General features: G+C 61.5%; 16 protein-coding genes and 1 pseudogene. 8 read left to right on the top strand and 9 right to left on the bottom strand.

Features of this window, described 5'->3' with window-relative positions:
* From WA157_RS06315 to WA157_RS06290, 6 genes and pseudogenes are all read right to left on the bottom strand, one after another.
* Nucleotides 1-270, bottom strand: a pseudogene (locus WA157_RS06315) (energy transducer TonB); the annotation flags it as partial.
* 41 nt (nucleotides 271-311) lie between these two features.
* A complete protein-coding gene (locus WA157_RS06310; RefSeq protein WP_422620156.1) occupies nucleotides 312-1151 on the bottom strand; it encodes a MotA/TolQ/ExbB proton channel family protein in 840 nt (279 codons plus the stop codon).
* Between the two features lie 79 nt (nucleotides 1152-1230).
* Nucleotides 1231-1767, bottom strand: coding sequence for a hypothetical protein (locus WA157_RS06305; protein WP_422620155.1), 537 nt, complete (start codon nucleotides 1765-1767; stop codon nucleotides 1231-1233).
* Nucleotides 1768-1823: 56 nt separating this feature from the next.
* Nucleotides 1824-3131, bottom strand: a complete 1308-nt coding sequence (locus tag WA157_RS06300; protein WP_422620154.1) for a replication-associated recombination protein A — start codon at nucleotides 3129-3131, stop codon at nucleotides 1824-1826.
* A 19-nt stretch (nucleotides 3132-3150) separates the two neighbouring features.
* Nucleotides 3151-3792, bottom strand: a complete 642-nt coding sequence (lolA, locus tag WA157_RS06295) for an outer membrane lipoprotein chaperone LolA (RefSeq protein WP_422620153.1) — start codon at nucleotides 3790-3792, stop codon at nucleotides 3151-3153.
* A gap of 58 nt (nucleotides 3793-3850) precedes the next feature.
* Nucleotides 3851-6205 (bottom strand): DNA translocase FtsK, encoded by a 2355-nt coding sequence (locus tag WA157_RS06290; protein WP_422620152.1) that lies wholly within the window; start codon nucleotides 6203-6205, stop codon nucleotides 3851-3853.
* 52 nt (nucleotides 6206-6257) lie between these two features.
* Between WA157_RS06290 and trxB the strand changes: the two genes are divergently transcribed.
* The 3 genes from trxB to rpmG all read left to right on the top strand — a co-directional run bounded on the left by trxB (nucleotide 6258) and on the right by rpmG (nucleotide 7854).
* The gene (gene trxB, locus WA157_RS06285; protein WP_422620151.1) at nucleotides 6258-7208 is read left to right on the top strand and encodes a thioredoxin-disulfide reductase; all 951 of its coding nucleotides are present in this window, start codon (nucleotides 6258-6260) and stop codon (nucleotides 7206-7208) included.
* A 223-nt stretch (nucleotides 7209-7431) separates the two neighbouring features.
* Complete coding sequence (rpmB, locus tag WA157_RS06280; RefSeq protein ID WP_318665696.1) at nucleotides 7432-7665, top strand: 50S ribosomal protein L28; 234 nt, start codon at nucleotides 7432-7434, stop codon at nucleotides 7663-7665.
* An 18-nt stretch (nucleotides 7666-7683) separates the two neighbouring features.
* The gene (rpmG, locus tag WA157_RS06275) at nucleotides 7684-7854 is read left to right on the top strand and encodes a 50S ribosomal protein L33 (RefSeq protein WP_011465453.1); all 171 of its coding nucleotides are present in this window, start codon (nucleotides 7684-7686) and stop codon (nucleotides 7852-7854) included.
* 62 nt (nucleotides 7855-7916) lie between these two features.
* Here the strand turns inward: rpmG and WA157_RS06270 are convergent, their stop codons facing one another.
* A complete protein-coding gene (locus tag WA157_RS06270) occupies nucleotides 7917-9131 on the bottom strand; it encodes a DesA family fatty acid desaturase (RefSeq protein ID WP_422620150.1) in 1215 nt (404 codons plus the stop codon).
* A gap of 169 nt (nucleotides 9132-9300) precedes the next feature.
* Entirely contained in the window at nucleotides 9301-10572 is a 1272-nt protein-coding gene (locus WA157_RS06265; RefSeq protein WP_422620149.1) for an RsmB/NOP family class I SAM-dependent RNA methyltransferase, read from the bottom strand.
* Nucleotides 10573-10771: 199 nt separating this feature from the next.
* Between WA157_RS06265 and WA157_RS06260 the strand changes: the two genes are divergently transcribed.
* The 5 genes from WA157_RS06260 (at nucleotide 10772) to WA157_RS06240 (ending at nucleotide 17044) form a co-directional block, all read left to right on the top strand.
* Nucleotides 10772-12199, top strand: a complete 1428-nt coding sequence (locus WA157_RS06260) for an efflux transporter outer membrane subunit (protein WP_422620148.1) — start codon at nucleotides 10772-10774, stop codon at nucleotides 12197-12199.
* A gap of 72 nt (nucleotides 12200-12271) precedes the next feature.
* A complete protein-coding gene (locus WA157_RS06255) occupies nucleotides 12272-13612 on the top strand; it encodes an efflux RND transporter periplasmic adaptor subunit (RefSeq protein ID WP_422620147.1) in 1341 nt (446 codons plus the stop codon).
* Nucleotides 13609-14367, top strand: coding sequence for an ABC transporter ATP-binding protein (locus WA157_RS06250; RefSeq protein ID WP_422620146.1), 759 nt, complete (start codon nucleotides 13609-13611; stop codon nucleotides 14365-14367). Before WA157_RS06255 ends, WA157_RS06250 begins: the two co-directional genes overlap by 4 nt.
* Nucleotides 14367-15572 (top strand): ABC transporter permease, encoded by a 1206-nt coding sequence (locus WA157_RS06245; protein ID WP_422620145.1) that lies wholly within the window; start codon nucleotides 14367-14369, stop codon nucleotides 15570-15572. The genes WA157_RS06250 and WA157_RS06245 overlap by 1 nt, the downstream gene beginning before the upstream one ends.
* Before the next feature lie 605 nt (nucleotides 15573-16177).
* On the top strand, nucleotides 16178-17044 hold the full coding sequence (locus WA157_RS06240) for a lipid A biosynthesis acyltransferase (protein ID WP_422620144.1): 867 nt from the start codon (nucleotides 16178-16180) through the stop codon (nucleotides 17042-17044).
* A 57-nt stretch (nucleotides 17045-17101) separates the two neighbouring features.
* On the opposite strand, the gene WA157_RS06235 is transcribed toward WA157_RS06240, so the two are convergent.
* Nucleotides 17102-17315, bottom strand: a 214-nt coding sequence (locus WA157_RS06235; RefSeq protein WP_422620143.1) for an alpha/beta fold hydrolase, incomplete at its 5' end; no start/stop codon positions are given.

Genomic DNA, 17315 nt, shown 5'->3' with positions numbered 1-17315 from the left:
GGGTGGCGGGGGCGCTTCGAGCCTGGGCACCTCCGGTGGTTTTCTTGTTTCTTTCGGCGCCAGCCTTGGTGGCGGTGGCGGCGGTGAGGGTGAGGGTGGAATGATGACTTCCTGAATCACCACCGCTTCAAGCGGTTTGTTGATGGCGTTCAACCCTTGGCGCGCCAGCCCTGACACCAATGCGTAAGCCAGCAACACGTGCAACACAATCACAATCAACACCGCCTTGACGCGTCGGGACGGATCCTTGGGCTCAAACCGATCATCCATGTTGAGGGTAGCTACTGGATAAATTGCTCAGCGCCGACCCTTCAGGTCTTTGCCACCGAACCCAGCACCACCGCGTGCAGGTCGCTGCTGAAGGCGCGCACCTCGTCCATCACCGCCTTGTTGCGCCGCACCAGCCAGTTGTAGGCCAGCACCGCAGGCACGGCAACCGCCAGACCTATCGCGGTCATGAGCAGCGCCTCGCCCACCGGGCCTGCCACCTTGTCGATGGAAGCCTGACCGGAGATGCCGATGGCGGTGAGTGCATGGTAGATGCCCCAGACCGTGCCGAACAAGCCGACAAAAGGAGAAATCGATCCAACGGTGGCGAGAAACGCCAGGCCGCCCTGCGTATTGCTTTGAATGCGGTCCACCGCACGCTGGATGCGCATGGCGATCCAGTCGTTGAGTGGAATGTGGCCCATCAGGCCTTCATGTTTTTTGACCGCAGTGGTCGCCGCTTCAGCCATGAATCGAAAGGGACTGTTGGCCTCCAGTGCGGCAGCGCCCTGCTCGACGGTATCGGCCGACCAAAAATCCCGGGCAGCCGCTTTGGCCTGGCGCCCCATCTTGGCTTGCTCCAGCACCTTGACGATCATGATGTACCAGCTGCCAACGCTCATGATGAGCAGCAGCAGCAGAACGGTCCTGGCGACTGCATCAGAGGTTTTCCAGAGCGCTTCAAAACCGTAGGGATTGTCAAGTGCTTCCGGGGCCTTTCTGGCGGCAGCAGCGGACGGATCGACGGGCTTCACGTCAGTGATGGCGGGCAGGGCAGCAGGAGCGGCGCTGGAAGCAGTCGTGGCGACTGTCGATTGGGCCTGCACCACGCCCGGCACCAGCGTTAAAACCAGTCCCAGCGCGCAGGCGCCGGAGACGATCATTCGACATGTCTTGATCTGCACAGTGTTTGCTTTGAGAGATATAAAGGATGCAGCATCCCGATCCATGGGCTTGCCGACATCAAAAAAGAAACCATCGGATCAGTATAGAGGCAGCTTCAGGCGCCCAGATAGCGCTGTTCCAGGTGCCTGCGGACATGGGCAGGATTGAGTGGTTCACCAGTCGCGCGCTTAACCAACTGATCGGTTGGCCAGCGACTCGCCTCGCGCCAGTCAAGCCGGGCTGGACACGGGTGAACAGCGCGGCCAGGTTGTTGGCCTCGAAGGCCGCTTGCCGGCCCAGGTGCTTTTGCAGCAGCGGCGCAATCAAGGCCAGAAATTGCGGGCTGCGGCCCAACTGCAGTTCAAACGACAGGCTTTGGCTCTCGTGAATGCCCATCGAGCGGGCTTGCCCCACCGGCAAATGAACCCGCTCGCGGGGCAGGTTTTGTTCGTAGCGAGCATGGCCCGTCTCGTGAACAATGCCCATCAGGCTGCGCATGAAATCATCTTCGCTGTAGCGCGTGGTGATGCGCACATCTTCGGCCACGCCGCCGCAAAACGGGTGGGTGGAAACGTCCAGTCGGCCGGCCTCGAAGGCGAATCCCAACAGGCTCATGATCTCAATACCGAGCGCGCGCTGTTGATCCGCCGGAAACGGCCCTTGCGCTCAGCTCATTTTTTCTGCTGTTGCAGGTCCAATGCCCGCAGCTGTTTGAGCTTTTCGGCAATTCGAATCTCCAGTCCTCGCTCGACCGGGCGGTAAAAGCCCGGTGACGCCATGCCGTCAGGCAGGTAGCGCTCGCCCGCGGCAAAACCGCCCTCTTCGTCATGCGCATAGCGGTAGCCCTTGCCATAGTCCAGCTCCTTCATCAGCCTGGTCGGCGCATTGCGCAGGTGCATCGGCACGGGGCGCGTACCGTCTTGCTTGACAAAAGCCTTGGCGGCGTTGAAAGCCTTGTAAACCGCATTCGATTTGGGGGCAACCGCCAGATAGACGACGCACTGGGCCAGCGCCAACTCTCCCTCGGGGCTACCCAGGCGCTCGTAGACATCAGCCGCATCCAGCGCCAGGCGCAACGCTCGCGGGTCAGCCAGGCCGATATCTTCACTGGCCATACGGATCAGACGGCGCGCCAGGTAACGCGGCTCAGCGCCGCCGTCGAGCATGCGCACCAGCCAGTACAGCGCGGCATCAGGGTTCGAGCCGCGCACCGATTTATGCAGTGCGCTGATGGTGTCGTAAAACTGCTCGCCGCCTTTGTCGTAGCGGCGCATGCGCTCGCCCAGCACCTTCTGCAACCACGGGTCGGTAATTTCGCTTACCCGTTCTTGTGTTGCGGCGACAGACAACATCTCCAGCGTGTTAAGCAGGCGCCGGGCGTCGCCATCAGCAAAGCCAACGAGACGCTCAGACGCTACCTTTTCTATAGCTGGTAGCGCTTGCAGGGCGAAGGCTCTGGCTATGATTTGTTCAAGGTCTTGTGGCGCCAGGGGTTGCAGCACATAGACCGCGGCGCGCGACAGCAAGGCGGAGTTGACTTCAAACGAGGGGTTCTCGGTGGTGGCGCCGATGAAGGTGAACAAGCCGCTCTCCACGTGCGCCAGAAACGCGTCCTGCTGGCTTTTGTTGAAGCGGTGCACCTCGTCGACGAACACAATCGTGCGCCGACCTTGCCCTTGCGCCACCTGGGCCTGCTCCACCGCCTCGCGAATGTCCTTGACGCCCCCGAGCACGGCGCTGATGGTGATGAACTGGGCGTCAAATGCGTCCGCCATCAGACGCGCAATCGTGGTTTTGCCGGTGCCCGGCGGCCCCCACAAAATGCAACTGTGCGGCTGGCCGGACTCGAACGCAATGCGCAGCGCCATGCCCTCGCCCAGCAGCTGCTGTTGGCCAATGACTTCGGCCAGCGTGCGGGGGCGCAGGCGCTCGGCCAAGGGCACATGCGAGCTGGCCTTGCTGTCAGCGTCAGGCGTCAAAGTTGCCTCCCTCACCGCTTCACTGCCGGATCACGTCTGCCCCGGCCGGGGGTTTGAACTGAAAGCTGTTCCCCGGCAGAGCCGAGTTGACTTCAAACCGACTGAAGCTCAGCACCGAACGCTGGCCAAAGCTGTCGAGGATTTCCAGCGCCGCGAGTTCGGCCGTCTGCTCGCCCGCGCGAAAGCCGACGCGCACGGACTGCAACTGGCCGTCTTTGGATTTCGGCGTCGCAGCCGCCCACTGCAAGCCGTCTTTGTCAGGCGCATCAGCCAGCGTGAAATCAGCCTGCAAAGCACGCAAATCAGGCGCCGCGGCAATCAGCGCAGCAGGCGTGGAGCCCAGCACCTTCGACTGCTGGCGCGCGGTCACCTGGTTCAGGTCCACGTCATACAGCCACAAGGTCTGGCCGTCAGCAACGATGTTTTGCTCAAACGGCTTTTTGTAAACGAACTTGAAACGGTTGGGCCGGGAGAATTCGAAAGTGCCGCTGGACGTTTTAACGCGCGGCGCTTGGCCCGCTTTGGCCGGCGCAGTCACCACCTGGGTGAAGTCGGCCCGGCCGGTGTTCACGGTTTTCACAAACACTTCAAGGCTTTTCAGGCCACCAGCCCCCGCCATTCCTGCGTAAGCAGCTATACAAATAATAGCAAAATATTTCATCGAAACCTTTTAAAAATTCGCAGTTGGGTCCAGGCGAACTGGCTAAGTTCCCACCGGGTCAATCCGCTCGTACCGGCACCAGAATTTCGCGCTGACCGCTGCCGCTCATGGAACTCACCAGGCCGGCATGCTCCATGTCTTCCACCAGCCGGGCCGCGCGGTTGTAGCCAATCTTGAGATGACGCTGCACCAGCGAAATGCTGGCCTTGCGGTTCTTCAAGACGACCTCGACCGCCTGGTCATACATTGGGTCTTTTTCGCCGCCGCCGTTGCCGCCCTCGCCCATCAAGTCACCCACACTGTCGTCGGTGCCGCCTTCGAGCACGCCTTCAATGTAGTTCGGCTCGCCCTGCGACTTGAGGTAGCTCACCACCCGGTGCACCTCTTCATCGCTGACAAAGGCACCATGCACGCGCGTCGGCAGGCCGCTGCCGGGCATGTACAGCATGTCGCCCAAGCCCAGCAGGGCTTCGGCGCCCATCTGGTCCAGGATGGTGCGGCTGTCGATCTTGCTGCTGACCTTGAATGAAATACGGGTCGGAATATTGGCCTTGATCAGGCCGGTGATCACATCCACGCTCGGGCGTTGCGTGGCCAGAATCAGGTGGATGCCCGCGGCGCGCGCTTTCTGCGCCAGGCGGGCAATCAGCTCTTCAATCTTCTTGCCGATCACCATCATCAAATCGGCCAGCTCATCGATGACCACCACGATGTGCGGCAGGCGCTCCAGCGGCTCGGGCGCGTCCGGCGTCAGGCTGAACGGGTTGCCAATGTGCTCGCCGCGCGCCTTGGCCTCGTCAATCTTGGCGTTGTAACCGGCCAGATTGCGCACCCCCAATTTGCTCAGCAGCTTGTAGCGGCGCTCCATCTCGCCCACGCACCAGGTCAGGCCGTAGGCCGCCTGTTTCATGTCGGTCACCACCGGCGCCAGCAAATGCGGAATGCCCTCGTACACCGACATTTCCAGCATCTTGGGATCAATCATCAGCAGCCGCACGTCGCGCGCCTCGGCCTTGTACAGCAGGCTCAAAATCATGGCGTTGATGCCCACCGATTTGCCCGACCCCGTGGTGCCCGCCACCAGCACGTGCGGCATCTTGGCCAGGTCCACCACCACCGGGTTGCCAACAATGTCCTTGCCCAGACCCATGGTGAGCATGGACTTGGCCTCGTGGTAGATTTGCGAGCCCAAAATCTCGGACAGCTTGATCGACTGGCGCTTGGCATTGGGCAACTCCAGCGCCATGTAGTTTTTGCCCGGAATCGTCTCCACCACGCGAATCGACACCAGGCTTAAAGAGCGCGCCAGGTCTTTGGCCAGCCCGACAATTTGCGAGCCCTTGACGCCGGTGGCGGGTTCGATCTCATAACGCGTGATGACCGGGCCGGGTTGGGCCAGCACCACCCGCACCTCGACGCCAAAATCCTTGAGCTTTTTCTCGATCATGCGGCTGGTCATCTCCAGCGTCTCGGGCGCGACCGTCTCTTGCCGCACCAGCGCGTCGTCGAGCAAATCAACCTGTGGCAGCTTGCTGTCAGGCAGTTCGGAAAACAAGGCTTTTTGCCGCTCTTTCACAACCCGCGCGCTTTTGGGCACATCCACCAGCAGCGGCTCAATCAGGACCGGACGCGGGTGCTGAACCGTACTATCCTGGCGTTCCTCAATGACCACTTCTTCCCGCGCACGGGCCGCCTGTTGGCCCATTGCCACATCCTGGGCCACTTCGCGCTGCTCACGCCGTGCTTCAACCTGAGAATACAGCCAGGCACCCAGACGCTCCGCCACCTGCCCCCAGGAAAAATGAAACACGCGCGCCGTCCCCAGCACACCCAGAGCAATTGCCACCAAAGCAGAGCCGACAGAGCCCAGCCACTGAACACTCCACGGTCCGACAAGATAGCCCAGGATGCCACCGCCATTCCCCGGCAGACGAGCTTCCAGGCTGTACAGGTACGACCACTCCAGGCTGGCGCTGGCGCACAGCAACAGTGCCAGCGCGCACCAGAAGGCGGTGCGACTGGACGCCAACCGGGCGATCAGCGAGTTTGACGATGTAGCCGGCTCAGCCTGGCCGCTGAGCAGATCACGCCCGCGCAACCAACGGGCCAGCCCGGCGAGCCAGGTGCGCACCGCCGCCGCCACACACCACCAGACTGAAAACCCAAAGACGTAATAGCTGCCATCGGCCAGCCAGGCCCCCAAGCGCCCGGCCCGGTTCAGCACCGGTGCGCCACTGCCCGAGGTCGACCAGGCCGCATCCTGCGCGGAATAGGTCAACAGCGCGACCAGCCAAAGCAGCAACAGCAGCAAACCAAGCAGCAGGCCCAGTTCATCGGCGAAACGCCGCCAGCCGGAAGCAACAGGCGCCACCGAAGAGCGCGGAGAATTCAAGGTATTTAGAGAATAAGTCATACTATCCCGCACTGTACACGGCACATTCGATTCTTCTGAAAAGGTTTACACAATGTCAACAACAACCCATGCAAAAGTTCTGATCCTGGGCTCCGGCCCCGCAGGCTACACCGCCGCCATCTATGCAGCCCGCGCCAACCTGAAGCCGCTGCTGATCACAGGCATCGCCCAAGGCGGCCAACTGATGACCACCACCGAGGTCGACAACTGGCCCGCCGACGTCGACGGTGTGCAGGGGCCCGACCTGATGCAGCGCTTTCTGGCGCATGCCGAACGCTTCAAGACCGATATTGTGTTTGACCACATCAACACGGTTGATTTCTCAAAGCGCCCCTTCACCCTGAAAGGCGACAGTGGCGAGTACACCTGTGACGCGCTGGTCCTGGCCACCGGTGCCTCCGCCCAATACCTGGGCTTGGCGTCCGAGACCGCGTTCATGGGGCGCGGCGTATCGGGCTGCGCCACCTGCGACGGTTTTTTCTACCGCGACCAGGACGTTTGCGTGGTGGGCGGCGGCAACACCGCGGTTGAAGAGGCCCTGTACCTGTCCAATATTGCCAGCAAGGTGTATTTGATCCACCGCCGTGACAAGTTCCGCGCCGAGCCGATCCTGATCGACAAGCTGATGGACAAGGTTGGGAGCGGCAAGATTGTCCTCAAGACTTCCAGCACCCTCGATGAAGTGCTGGGCGATGCCAGCGGTGTGACCGGCGTGCGGCTGAAAAACGCCAGCACCGGCGGCACCGAAGAGCTGCGTCTGCAGGGCTGCTTTATTGCCATTGGCCACACGCCCAACACCGAGATTTTCAAAGGCCAACTCGACATGGAGGGTGGCTACATCATCACCCAGGGCGGCAACAAGGGTTTTGCCACCCAGACCAGCGTGCCCGGCATTTTTGCGGCGGGCGACGTCCAAGACCACGTGTATCGGCAGGCGATCACCAGCGCCGGCACCGGTTGCATGGCGGCGCTGGATGCGCAGCGTTTTCTGGAACAGGAATAGATCCGCGGGAGGCGGGCCCGGGTGGCGGCGCAGACCCGGCTATAATCGCAGGCTTTGCTGAACCCGGCCTGTGAAGGCTTGGGGATAGCAATCGGGTTACCGCCACCCTTTTTCTTGGCGAGGTGAGGCTTGAGCGAGATCGGAAGTTGTTGTTAAGGCAGTTTGTTTTAACGATTATTTTTTGATCGACAGTAAAAGCCGTTATAAATATCGGAGTGTCCACATGGCACGCGTATGTGAAGTCACGGGCAAAGGCCCGATGGTGGGAAACAAGGTTTCTCACGCCAACAACAGAACCAAGCGCCGGTTCCTGCCGAACCTGCAATACCGCCGTTTCTGGGTCGAGACCGAAAACCGCTGGATTCGTCTGCGGATCTCCAATGCAGGTCTTCGTTTGATCGACAAAAACGGTATTGACTCGGTGCTCGCGGACCTGCGCGCACGTGGCCAAGCCTGATAACGCAAAGGAAACATCATGGCAACCAAAGGCGGACGCGAAAAAATCAAGCTGGAATCTACAGCTGGCACCGGTCACTTCTACACCACCAGCAAAAACAAGAAAACCATGCCCGAGAAAATGCTGATCAAGAAATTTGATCCCAAAGCTCGCAAGCATGTGGACTACAAGGAAATGAAGCTGAAGTAATTCAGTCTTTCTGACCCACAAAAAAGCCCGCTCTTGGCGGGCTTTTTTGCGTTCTGGGTTTTTCAGGCCTGCGCCGCCCGCAGCCGCAATGAGAACGCCTGCAAAGCCACAATGCCGCTGGCCTCGGCCTGGTGGCACCAGGCTTGCAAATCAGCCGCCAATTGCTCGCGGGTATGAGAGCGATTCAGCCACATCTGGCGCAACTCTTCGCGCATCAGCACCATTTTGTCGAGGGCCGGCGAAGCCGCCCGGGCCAGGGCCAACTGGGGCAATGCAGCCGCCGGTACTTTGTCCACATCACGGTGCAGCCAGCGCTTGGCCGCTTTGATGACCGCAGCGTCAGCGCGGCGCGCCTGCAGGGCCTGCAACTCATCCTTGAAGGCACGACGCATGTCTTTGGCGTAACCGGCCATAATTTCATAACGGTTGGAGATCAGCGCCTCCAGGGTTTTTTCATCCGCTACCGGGCGTATGTCACCCAGCGCCAGTTTCGGGGGCGTCTTCTTGACGGTGGCCAAGCCAAGGCGCTGCATCAGGCTGATGTACACCCAGCCAATATCAAACTCGTAGGGCTTGACCGACAGCTTGGCCGAGGTGGGGTAGGTATGGTGGTTGTTGTGCAACTCTTCACCGGCAATCAGGATGCCCCAGGGCGAAATGTTGGTGCTGGCATCGGGCACCTCAAAATTGCGGTAACCCCAATAATGCGCCGCGCCGTTCACGATGCCGGCGGCCATCACCGGGGTCCAGGCCATTTGCACCGCCCACACGGCCAGACCGGCGGCGCCGAACAAGACCAGATCAATCACCAGCATCAAGCTCACACCCTGCCAGGAGAAGCGGCTGTACAAATTGCGCTCCAGCCAGTCATTGGGCGTGCCGTGGCCATAACGCGTCATGGTTTCCTTGTTGGCGGCCTCTTTGCGGTACAACTCATACCCTTGCAGCAGCACGGTTTTGATGCCATAGACATGCGGACTGTGCGGATCTTCGGCCTGCTCGCACTTGGCGTGATGCTTGCGGTGAATGGAGGTCCACTCTTTGGTGACCTGGCCCGTGGTCAGCCACAACCAGAATCTGAAAAAGTGGGCGGCCACCGGGTGCAAATCAAGCGCGCGGTGCGCCTGATGCCGATGCAAGAACACCGTCACGCTGATCATGGTGACGTGGGTCATGGCCAAAGTGAACAACACCATTTGCCACCAGCTCAGCGGCCAAAATCCATGCGCCAGCCAGTCAAGCAGAGTATCCAGGGCAGCCCAGTCAGGTAACAACATCCAGCGAGTTTCTCAAGAAAAATTTAATAAAAATCAGGTTCAACTTGCGGGTTACCTGCTAACCGCCGATTTTAGGGGAACCCTCTTTTCAGCCGGCCTTTTTGGGAGTCAATGGACTATGAACCCGTAAGGTTGATCGCCCGTCGCCCAGCGGCCAAGCCGTCACAGCTCAAACTTTTTGCCAAACCGCCGCAAAGAAACCGTCGGTGTGATGGCGGTGCGGCCACAAACGCAGATAACGCTGACCCGTTTCGCCGCCGCTGCAGAGTTTGGCCGCGTCTGCCACCTTCAAGCCCGACAGCACTTCACCCGCCTCCAGCGGCGCAAAGTCCGGATTGGCCTCGGAAAACGCCTGTGCAATCGCCTCGTTTTCCTGCACCAGCATGCTGCAGGTGGCGTACACCAGGCGGCCGCCCGGTTTCAGCAGCCGCGCCGCGCTTTGCAGAATGGCGGCCTGGGTCACGGCCAGCTCGGCCACCAAACCCAGGCTTTGGCGCCATTTAAGGTCAGGGTTGCGTCGCAGCGTGCCCAGCCCCGAGCACGGCGCATCGACCAGCACGCGGTCGATCTTGCCTGCGAGGCGCTTGACGCGATCATCGCGCTCATGGGCGATGGCCGCCGGATGCACATTGGACAAGCCACTGCGCGCCAAACGCGGCTTGAGCGCATCGAGCCGGTGCGGCGAGGTATCAAAAGCATACAAACGACCGGTGCTGCGCATGCAGGCACCAATGGCCAGGGTTTTGCCGCCGGCGCCGGCACAAAAATCGACCACCATCTCGCCGCGCTTGGCGTCGAGCAGCATGGCCAGCAGTTGCGAGCCTTCGTCCTGCACTTCAAACGCACCTTTGATGAACCCATCGAGCTTGTTCAAGGTCGGTTTGCCGGCAATGCGCAGACCCCAGGGGGAATAAGGCGTGTTGACGGCCTTGATGCCCGCCTGGGCCAGCTCTTTTTGCACGTCGGCGCGCTTGGCGTTCAGCGCGTTGACGCGCAGATCGAGCCCCGCCCCCAGGTTCAGACTCTCGGCCAGCGGCCAGAATTCATCGCCCAACTGGTCTTTCAGCGGCTGCACCAGCCACTCGGGCAGGTTGTGGCGGTGGCGTTCCATCAAGTCGGCCACATTGATTTTTTCGCACTGATCAAGCCAATTTTTCTCCTGGTCGGTCAAAGCGCTGCGCAGAAAATCGCCGGGGCCGTAGAACCCCAGAATCGCCAGCCGCCGCTCTTTGGGGCCGCTGCCGGAGGGCGCGAAGTGGTCAAACAGCAGTTTTTTACGCAGAACGGTATAAACCGTGCCCGACAGGGTGGCGCGTTCGCGCGGCCCGAGACCCCGGTTGTCGCGAAAAAATTTCGCCACGATGGCGTCGGTGGGATGGTCAAATTTGAGACTGAGCCGAACCAATTCGGAACAGACGTCGAGGAGAGCTTTAGGATGCATAGCGCTGGATTGTCCCATGCCTGCCCCATCTCATCACCCGCTCCTCCGCCAGACGCGCCTGAGTCGGCTACTGGTTCCAACAAGCCACCCAACCGTAGGACAAGAGCGGGTTTTACACGACTTCACCGTGGGGAAACAAAAACCGGGTCCGCTTCCTGCACAATGTGCCTTTACACCGCGCCCTGGGTTGCAAGCACCGATGACATCAACAATCTATGAAGCTTCTGGGTCTCGCCGGGGCTGCTCAGGCACCTTGGCACTTGCCGTATTTCCCTTGTTCATCCTGAGCGGTTGTGCGTCCTGGTCTGCCAAGACCACGGATACACCGGCTGTTGACGTGCCCACGCATTGGTCGACGACCGTGTCGCCCAACAACGCGCAAGTACCTGCAACTTCACTTGCGCAGTGGTGGCAGAGATTCAACGACCCCCTGCTCAGCACCCTGGTGACGCAAGCTTTGCAGGCCAACACCAGCATCCTGTCGGCGCAGGCCGCGCTGCAGCAGGCACGAGCACTACGCGACGTGAGAGCCGCCGGCCTGTTGCCGGGTGTGAATGCCTCCGGGTCAGCCGGGCGTAGCAAGTCTGGCGATAACAATGCCAGCAACAGTTTTAAAGCCGGGCTGGACGCCAGTTGGGAACCCGATATTTTTGGTGGCAAACGCAGCGCCCTGAACGCCAGCGAAGCCGACGCCCAGGCCGCCCAGACCACGCTGGCCGATGTACAGGTGTCCATCGCCGCCGAGGTGGCACTGGCCTACATCCAGTTGCGCGGCCAGCAGGCGCAATTGCTGATTGCCCGCAACAACCTCGCCAGCCAGACAGAAACCCTGCAAATTACCGATTGGCGTGCACAGGCCGGGCTGATCACCTCGCTGGAAGTGGAGCAATCGCGCGCCTCTACCGAGCAAACCCGGGCCCAAATCCCTGCGCTGGAAGCCAGCATCGCCAAGACCCGGCACAGCCTGGCGGTGCTGACCGGTCAGCCGCCTGACTCCCTGCAGGCACTGGTCAACGAGCCGACAACCGTGCCGCAAGCGGCGCCGGACTTGGCCCTGAGCATTCCGGCGCAAACGCTGCGCCAGCGTCCCGATGTGCGCACCGCAGAACACCGCGTCGGTGCCGCACTGGCACAGGTCTCTGCGGCCGACGCGGCGCGCTATCCCGGGTTTTCCATCGGCGGCTCGCTCGGGCTCAACGCCTTGACGCTTGTCGGGCTGGGCAGCGGGGCTACGGTAGCCACCGCCTTGTTGGCCAGCGTCTCGGTGCCGCTGTTTGACGGTGGCGCAGCGCGCTCGCAGGTGCTGGCGCAAGAGGCCGCGCTGGAGCAGGCCCGGGTCAACTACCAAGCCGTCGTGTTGACCGCCCTGAAAGATGTCGAAGACGCCTTGGTCGCGTTGCAGGGCGACCGCGCCCGGCTCATCCACCTGCAAGGGGCGGCCACCGCGGCTGGCAACGCGGACCTGATGGCGCAACAGCGCTACAGCAGCGGCCTGATTGACTTCCAGACCGTGTTGCAGACCCAGCGCACGCTGCTCAGTGCACAAGACAGCGTCGCCAGCACCGAGGCCGACGTCAGCGCCGACCATGTGCGCTTGTACAAGGCGCTGGGGGGCGGCTGGAACTGAGCCCTTGGCGGCACTCTCTCACGCCAGACGCAGCCACTGTTTGAATAAAAAGACAAATTGCCAGACCACACCATGACCATGCCCACCACTCCCAACGCCTCCGCCCCTTCTGCGGCCCCGGGCGAAGCTCTTTCAAGTGCCGACCTGCAAACGCTGCTCAAGGAAGGCCCCAAGCGGGTCTGGTGGCGCCGCGCCACGCTCTGGATCATTGTCGGTCTGCTGGTTCTGGCGGGCGTGGGCTACTATTTTTGGCAGGCCAGCGCAAGGCGCAATGCAACACCGGTTTTTGTGACCGAGCCCGCCAACAAAGGCAATCTGACACTCACCGTGGCGGCCAACGGCACGATACAACCCACCCGCTCGGTGAGCATCGGCAGCGAACTCTCAGGCACCGTGCTGCGGGTGCTGGTGGACGTGAATGATCAGGTCAAAAAAGGCCAGGTGCTGGTCGAGCTTGACACCGCCAAGCTGAGCGATCAGGTCGCGCGCTCACGCGCCGCACTCAGCGCTGCGCGGGCCCAGGTGGCGCAAGCGGTGGCCACCGTCAGCGAAGCCCGGGGCAACTTGGGCCGGCTGGAAGAAGTGGCGCGCTTGTCCGGCGGCAAGGTGCCCTCCAAAGCCGAGCTTGATTCCGGCCGCGCCACGCTGGAGCGGGCTCAGGCCGAGGAGTTGAGCGCCCGCGCCAGCGTGGTGCAGGCGCAGGCGACGGTGTCGACCGACGAAACCAACCTGTCCAAAGCGTCCATCCGCTCACCCACTGATGGCGTGGTGTTGACCCGCACGGTGGACCCCGGCAATGCCGTCGCGGCCTCACTGCAAGCCGTCACCTTGTTCACGGTGGCCGAAGACCTGCGCAAACTCCGGCTGCAAGTCAACGTGGACGAGGCCGATGTCGGCAGCGTCAAAGTCGGGCAGAAAGCCCGCTTTACCGTCAGCGCCTACCCGGCGCGCAACTACCCGGCCATCATCACCCGCGTGGCATTTGGCTCCACCATCACCGAGAACGTGGTGACCTACATCACCTATATGGAGGTGGACAACAAGGATCTGAGCTTGCGCCCTGGCATGACGGCCTCCGCCACCATCACCTCGACCGAGCGCAACGACGTACTGCTGGTGCCCAACACGGCGCTGCGCTTCTCGCCGTCCGTCAACGGCGGTGCCGCCGGTGCGGCCAAGAGCGGCGGCATCATGTCGAGCCTGCTGCCGCGCATGCCGCGCACCGGCGCCCGCAAGTCGGCCGGTGGCAACGGTCCGTCAAAACAAGTGTGGGTGCTGCGTGACGGTGCGGCCGTGGCCGTGAACGTGAAGACCGGCATCAGCGACGGCCGCATGACCGAGATCATCGGCGGCGATTTGCAGCCCGGCATGCTGGTCATCACCGACCAGCGCAGCGGGGGTACCGCGCCATGAGCGAGACCCCGCTGATTGAACTCAAAGGGGTCACCAAGGTCTATGGCGAAGGCGCCACCGCATTGCAAGCCCTCAAGGGGGTTGATCTGACGATTCAAGCCGGCGATTTTGTCGCCATCATGGGCCCCAGCGGATCGGGCAAATCCACCGCCATGAACATGCTGGGTTGCCTGGACTCCCCCACCACGGGCGAGTATTTGTTCAACGGTGTGCACGTCGAAACCCTGTCGCGCGACCAGCGCGCGCTCTTGCGCCGGCGCTTTCTGGGCTTTGTATTTCAGGGCTTCAACCTGCTGGCACGCACCACCGCGCAAGAAAACGTGGAACTGCCCCTGCTGTACCGGGGCGAATCCACCAAAGCGCGCCATACCGCTGCCAGCAAAGCGCTGGCCTCCGTCGGGTTGGCGGGCTGGGAGCACCACACGCCCGCCGAGCTGTCGGGTGGCCAGCAACAGCGTGTGGCCATTGCACGCGCCATCGTCACCGAGCCTGCCGTGTTGCTGGCCGACGAGCCCACCGGCAACCTCGACACCCAGCGCAGCCGCGAGATCATGGAATTGCTGTGGGGCCTGAATGTGGAGCACGGCATCACGGTGCTGATGGTCACGCACGAAGCCGAAATGGCAGCCTACGCCAAGCGCATCGTGCATTTTGTTGACGGCGTGGTGGACAACGACACACGCAATCCACATCCGGCCGGCCTGCATGAAGCCGCCGTCGCGCCTGTCGCACCAGCGAAACTGGAAACTGCCTGATGCTGCTCAACACCCTGCTGCTCGCCCTGCGCTCGATCCGGCGCAACCTGTTGCGCTCGTTCCTGACCATTCTGGGCATTGTGATTGGCGTCAGCGCCGTCATCACCATGGTGACCCTGGGCAACGGGGCCACGCTGGCGATCCAGAATCAAATTTCCGGCTTGGGCACCAACCTGCTCCAGGTGCGCCCCGGCCAACGCATGATGGGGGGAGGTGGCGGTGGCGCCCCGTCCTTCAAGGAAGTGGACGCCGACGCCATCGCCAGCCAGATCGGCGGCATTGCCGCCGTCGCACCCGAGGCCCGCGCCGGCGGCACCCTGGTTGCCAACGGCCGTAACTGGACCAGCAGCTTCATCGGTAGCAGCAACAACTGGTTGATCACGGGCAACTGGAAGATCGCTGACGGGCGCGAGTTTTCCAACGACGAGTTGATGGCCGGTGCCGCCGTCTGCATGATTGGTGAGACGGTGCGACGCGAGCTGTTTGGTAGCCGGCCCGTGCTGGGCGAGCAACTGCGCGTCAAGCAAATGTCTTGCAGCATCGTCGGCCTGCTGGCCTCCAAGGGCCAGGGTGCCTTTGGCAACGACCAGGACGACGTGGTGCTGCTGCCCCTCAAGACGCTGCAGCGCCGCATCACCGGCAACACCCGCGTCAACACCTTGCTGGTGTCGATGACGGACGGCAGCGACCCCGAGCGCGTCAAGGCCGGCATCACCCAACTGCTGCGCGAGCGGCGCAAGCTGGCCCAAAGTGATGAGGACAACTTCAATGTGCTCGACACCAAGCAACTGGCCGACACCCTGTCGGGCACCACCAAGGTGCTGACCACGCTCTTGGGCGCGGTGGCCGCCGTGAGCTTGCTGGTGGGCGGCATTGGCATCATGAACATCATGCTGGTGAGCGTGACCGAGCGCACCCGCGAGATCGGCCTGCGCCTGGCCATTGGCGCCATGGAGCGCGAGGTGCTGCTGCAGTTTCTGATTGAAGCCGTGGTGCTGGCCGCGCTCGGCGGCTTGATTGGCATCGTGCTGGCCACTGGTGCGTCGATCGTGCTGGCGGGTGTGATGGATGTGCCCTATGTCTTTAACCCGATGGTGAACCTGGTGTCGTTTTTGTTCTCGGCCGGCATTGGCGTGTTATTCGGTTACTTTCCGGCCCGCCGGGCGGCCCGACTGGATCCGATTGAGGCGCTGCGGCACGAATAAAAAAGATAGCTGCTCACGCTTATTCCACGGGGGCTGGAGGTTGATTTGGCTTAAAGTTTTTAGCTACGCGGCGGCACGTGCCCGTGATGCCCTTTAAGGCAGATTTCGATCTGCCCGGCCATGTGAAGCCGGCCCTGCAGCATGGAAAGAAGATTCTGGAATCAGCTCACTTACTGGGCAACTGGCGCAACAGGGGCCGCCTTCTTCACGGCGCGGGCCTTATGAGCCTTCTTGACAGTGTGTTTCTTGACAGCAGCCTTCTTCACTTTGGGCGTGGTCTTCACAACGGAAGCCGTCGCACCAGCATCATTCGCAGCAGCAGGGGCTTGCGCAAACCGCGGCGTGGCCAGGTCAAGACTTGTTACATCTCAATCCACTTGCACACTCTGATCAAAAAAACAGTTGATTCATGCTCCCTGGCACCTGGGCAGCGGAAACAATTCAACAAAAAGCCCGTTTTCCAGTCAGCAGAAGAAGTCAGGCGACACAGGCAACCTAAGATAGCCCCTTTTGCAATTCACCCGGAAGCTTTTTCAACGCCCTGGATTCAGGGCAGATCCCGTGATGGTCCATCAATCAATCCCTATGTTCCAAGAGACGCCCTCATGTTGAGCCGGTTTGGCATTCTGGTCATGCATCTGCTGGGGCGTTTGCCGCTGGCGTGGGTGCGGGCGCTGGGCTACGGCCTGGGTTGGACGCTGTATTTTCTGGCGCTACCACGGCGGCGGGTGGCCCAGACCAACTTGCGTTTGTGTTTTCCCGATCAGACTGCAACGCAAATCCGGGCGCTGGCGCGCCGCACTTTTGTCCATTTTGCCCAGGCCTGGCTGGACCGGGGCTGGCTTTGGCATGGAATGCCCGAGCTGACACGCCGGCGCCTGACCCTGACGGGCGCGGTAAGTGAACTGCACGGCAGTGAACCGGTGGTTATTTTTGCACCTCATTTTGTGGGCCTGGATGCGGGTTGGACCGCGCTGACCCAGCAGTTGCCACGGCAATTCACCACGATTTATACCAATCAGGCCAACAAAATTCTGGACGCCTGGATTTTGGCTGGCCGCCAGCGTTTTGGGTCTGCCAGACTGTTTGGACGGATCGATGGCGTGAAAACCATCGTGGCGGCGTTGCGCTCAGGCGATCCGCTGTATTTGTTGCCTGACATGAACTTTGGCGTGGAAGACTCCATTTTTGTCCCGTTCTACGGCGTTTCAGCCGCAACAGTGCCCTCCTTGGCGCGCTTTGCCAGGCTGGGCCGCGCCAAGGTGGTGCCGGTGGTGACCCGCATGACGCGCCAGGGCTACGAGGTTGAAGTGATGCCGGCCTGGCCGGGCTTTCCATCCGACGATGCGCTCGCCGATACGGCGCTCATGAACCAACGGTTGCAGTCTTACATAGACAGCATGCCGGACCAGTATTTCTGGGTGCACAAGCGCTTCAAGGACCGCCCGCCGGGCACCCCGGCAGTCTACTGATATTTATATGATTTAGGCCTCTAGCCCCCGTCCAATAGGCGTTAGTAGCTATTATTTTTATAGCGAACTTGATCGCAAAAAGTCGCCAATCAGTTGCGCGACCACCAGGGGCTGTTCATGCACGATCCAGTGTGTGGCGTCGGCCACGGTTTTGATCGTCAGCGGGTCAACATAGTCGCCGAGCCCATCGAGCAGAACAGGCGGCAGCGCGGTATCGCCCAGTCCCCAGATCACCAGCGTGGGCAGCGTCACGGTCAACATAGACTGCGGC

Origin of the sequence: Rhodoferax ferrireducens (genome assembly GCF_049302455.1) — a bacterium.
In the GTDB taxonomy this organism is placed as follows: domain Bacteria; phylum Pseudomonadota; class Gammaproteobacteria; order Burkholderiales; family Burkholderiaceae_C; genus Rhodoferax; species Rhodoferax ferrireducens_B.
The sequence above is the reverse complement of the archived record's forward strand: the minus strand, read 5'-3'. Positions and strand labels throughout refer to the sequence as shown.